The organism is Microbacterium sp. UBA837 (genome assembly GCF_002296025.1).
GTDB lineage: Bacteria > Actinomycetota > Actinomycetes > Actinomycetales > Microbacteriaceae > Microbacterium.
Window position 1 is genome coordinate 1,902 of the sequence record NZ_DBHD01000051.1, and the last position, 3,172, is coordinate 5,073.

3 protein-coding genes and 1 pseudogene are annotated in these 3,172 nt (G+C 66.1%); 1 reads left to right on the forward strand and 3 read right to left on the reverse strand.

Going from position 1 to position 3,172, the window contains the following annotated elements; translation table 11 throughout:
• Nucleotides 1–339 (forward strand): annotated as a pseudogene (locus tag B3587_RS03595) (hypothetical protein); the annotation flags it as partial.
• A 67-nt stretch (nucleotides 340–406) separates the two neighbouring features.
• Here the strand turns inward: B3587_RS03595 and B3587_RS03600 are convergent.
• From B3587_RS03600 to B3587_RS03610, 3 genes are all read right to left on the reverse strand, one after another.
• Nucleotides 407–1,015 (reverse strand): cadmium resistance transporter, encoded by a 609-nt coding sequence (locus B3587_RS03600; RefSeq protein ID WP_210006387.1) that lies wholly within the window; start codon nucleotides 1,013–1,015, stop codon nucleotides 407–409.
• Nucleotides 1,012–1,485, reverse strand: a complete 474-nt coding sequence (locus tag B3587_RS03605) for a signal peptidase II (RefSeq protein ID WP_228176924.1) — start codon at nucleotides 1,483–1,485, stop codon at nucleotides 1,012–1,014. Before B3587_RS03605 ends, B3587_RS03600 begins: the two co-directional genes overlap by 4 nt.
• Nucleotides 1,486–1,546: 61 nt before the next feature.
• Nucleotides 1,547–3,172 (reverse strand): heavy metal translocating P-type ATPase (locus tag B3587_RS03610; protein WP_292726616.1); only part of this gene is annotated, 1,626 nt, incomplete at its 5' end.

Consider the following 3,172-nt stretch of genomic DNA (forward strand, 5'->3'; position numbering starts at 1 on the left):
GAACTTCCATCCTGGAAGACCTCGACGCCTATCCGGCAATCGACCCGCGAACCTCGACTACACCCTCAACTGCGAAGAGCCCTCATCGACCAAGTGGACGTCAAGCACTCCACTCTCGGTATCGTCATCACCGCCCTCAGCGTCGTCATCATGCCGTTCCTCTCGCTCGCGGAGCGTCGCGCCGGTCGCGAGCTGGGATCGGCCACGGCCCGACACGCCATATCGCCGGCGCGGTCGTCGGACGGGAAGAGGTCTATAGCCGCGACAACGATAACGGGTGAGCTAGGACAGCCTTGTCAATTGCGTTCGGCGGAACAATCGCTCGGCGTCGTCGAGTAGCTCAGAGCGGCGACAATCATGACGTCTAGACGCGCAGCTGCCTAAATTGCCCTGCATGACGGTTGTGTCAGAGCCCGAATGCTCCCCCGCTGATCAGGATGAAGATGCCAAGCCCGATAAGAACGAGAGGGAACAAGATGTGCTCCCAACGTTCCAGGATCTCCGCGATCGGACGTCGCGTGGCAATGAACTTGGCCACGACCACCAGCACTGCAACGAACACGAGGAACACAACGCAGTATGCGACGACGGCAGCGGGCCCCACGCTGAGGAAGACGGGAACGTAGACGCCGATGTTGTCCCCACCGTTAGCGAAGGTGACTCCAGCCACGGCCCAGACAGCGACCTTCTTGCCTTCGATCTTGCTCTCATCGTCATCGTCATCGTCGTCGTGTCGGCGGTGCCAGGCTTGCCAAGCCGCCCACAGCCCTAGACCTAGCGGAATGAGCCCGAAGTAGGGAATCACCTCTGGAGGCAGAAACGCCCCAGCGCCGAGGGATACGAGCACGGCGGCGCCGAGAATACCTGCGAATCCCACATACTGACCAACGAGGATCCGAACTGTAGTTCCCCGTTGCCCGGCGCCGCGGGCGAAGAACAGAGAGAGCACGATGATGTCGTCGATGTTCGTCGCGAGGAACAGCCCGATCGCCTGCAGAACGGAGGAGAAGATCATGCTCGGGTCTTTCCCTGACGGAGGTATAGCAGGAGGCCGAATCCGACGCCGATGCCGATGATGACGTCGGCGAGGTTACCGATGAACAGGTTGCCGTAGGCGAGAAAGTCTGTGACATGACCCACTCCGAATCCGGGTGGAGCAAACAGCCGATCTAGGAGGTTACCGACCGCGCCGCCCCAGATTAGCCCGATCACGACGGCCCACCCCGCGGTGCGGGCGCGTGTGGCGGCAAGGAGCAGACCCACGGATGCTGCGGCCGCGATGAGGGTGATCAGCCAGGTTGAGCCGGATCCGAGGGACATGACGGTGCCGGGGTTGAACGCGAGTTGTAGGCCGAGCAAGTCTCCGAGGAGCGGAATGCGGGCTTGTTCGCTGAGCCGTGCGAGGGCGAGTGCTTTGGTGCCTTGGTCGATCAGCACGGCACTGGCGGCAACGGCGAACGCGAGCAGAAACAGTCGGGGTCGCACGCGCGCACCAATTGGGCCGGCGGCACTCAATACGGCACCCGCCCTCCCGGGCGCACGGCTGTCAGCGGGCCCGGTCATGGTGCGTGCGCCGCGCCGCGCGGAGGCCGTTGAGGATGACGATGACTTCCGCGATTTCGTGGACGAGCACCACGGCCGCAAGTCCGAGGATTCCGGTGATCGCCAGCGGTAGGAGGACAGCGATGATCGCGATGGACAGTATGACGTTCTGGTTGATGATATTGCGGCCGCGGCGGGCATGGGCGAGGGCCTGCGGAATGAGGCGCAGGTCGTGGCCGGTGAATGCGACGTCGGCGGACTCGATGGCGGCATCGGCGCCCTTGGCTCCCATCGCGATCCCTAGGTCGGCGGCTGCGAGAGCGGGGGCGTCGTTGATACCGTCCCCGATCATGGCGGTGGGCTGCGACTTCGACAGTTCCGCGACAGCGGTGGCCTTATCCTCGGGGCGTAGTTCGGCACGTACGTCGCTGATGCCGGCCTGTGCGGCGAGGGCGGCGGCGGTGCGGGCGTTGTCGCCGGTGAGCATCGTCACGCCGATCCCACGCCGGTTCAGTGTGTCAATGACTTCGGGAACCTCGGGGCGCAGCTCGTCCCGCACTCCGATCGCTCCGGCGGGCTGGTCGTTGCGGTGGACGATCACAACGGTCATGCCCTCGGACTCCATCGCCTGCACCTCGTCGGCCAGCGTGCCAGCGTCCAGCCAGCGTGGACTCCCTACCGCGAGACGAGCACCGTCGAGGGTGCCGACGATGCCGTGGCCCGCGGTCTCGCGGACGTCGGTAGCAGCCGGAGCGCCGGGAACCGCGTTGTTGGTGATCGCTGCGGCGAGGGGATGTGTGCTGTGACCTTCCAGGCTCGCTGCCCATGCCAGCACGTCATCCTTGGTCGCGCCGGTGGTGACGACACGGGTCACGGTGGGCTCATTGCGAGTCAGGGTGCCGGTCTTGTCGACGGCGAGGTGGCGGATGCCACCGAATCGCTCGAAAGCGGCCCCGGACTTTACGACCACGCCGAACTTGGAGGCTGCGCCGATCGCAGAGACGACGGTGACCGGGACGGCGATCGCCAGAGCACATGGCGAGGCTGCGACCAGCACGACCAGGGCGCGGGTGATCCACAGCTCGGGGTCGCCGCTCAGCAGCGACCCGAGCGCGCCGACCAGCACGGCGAGGATCATCACCCCGGGCACGAGGGGTCGGGCGATCCGGTCGGCCAGGCGGGCGCGGTCGCCCTTCTCGGCCTGGGCCTGCTCGACCAGCTCCACGATCGTGGTGAGCGAGTTGTCGGTGCCGGCGGCGGTGGCCTCGACTTCGAGGACGCCGGTGGTGTTGATCGACCCGGCCGACACGTCGGTGCCGGGCTCGACCTCGACCGGGATCGACTCGCCTGTGATCGCCGACGTGTCCAGGCTGCTCCGCCCGGCGCGCACGATGCCGTCCGTGGCAATCCGCTCGCCCGGCCGGACCACGAGCACGTCACCGACGCGCAGTTCCTTCGCCTCCACCTCGACCGTGGCGTCGCCGCGCTGGACCCGTGCGGTGTCGGGCACCAGCTTCAACAGTGCCCGCAATCCTGCGCGGGCGCGGTCCATCGCCTTGTCTTCCAACGCCTCCGCGATGGAGTACAAGAACGCCAGCGCGGCGGCCTCCTCGACATAGCCGAGGATCAC

Bases quoted from the DNA above. Each gene is read 5' to 3' on its own strand.
- B3587_RS03600 (WP_210006387.1), bottom strand. From the start codon at position 1,015: ATGATCTTCTCCTCCGTTCTGCAGGCGATCGGGCTGTTCCTCGCGACG.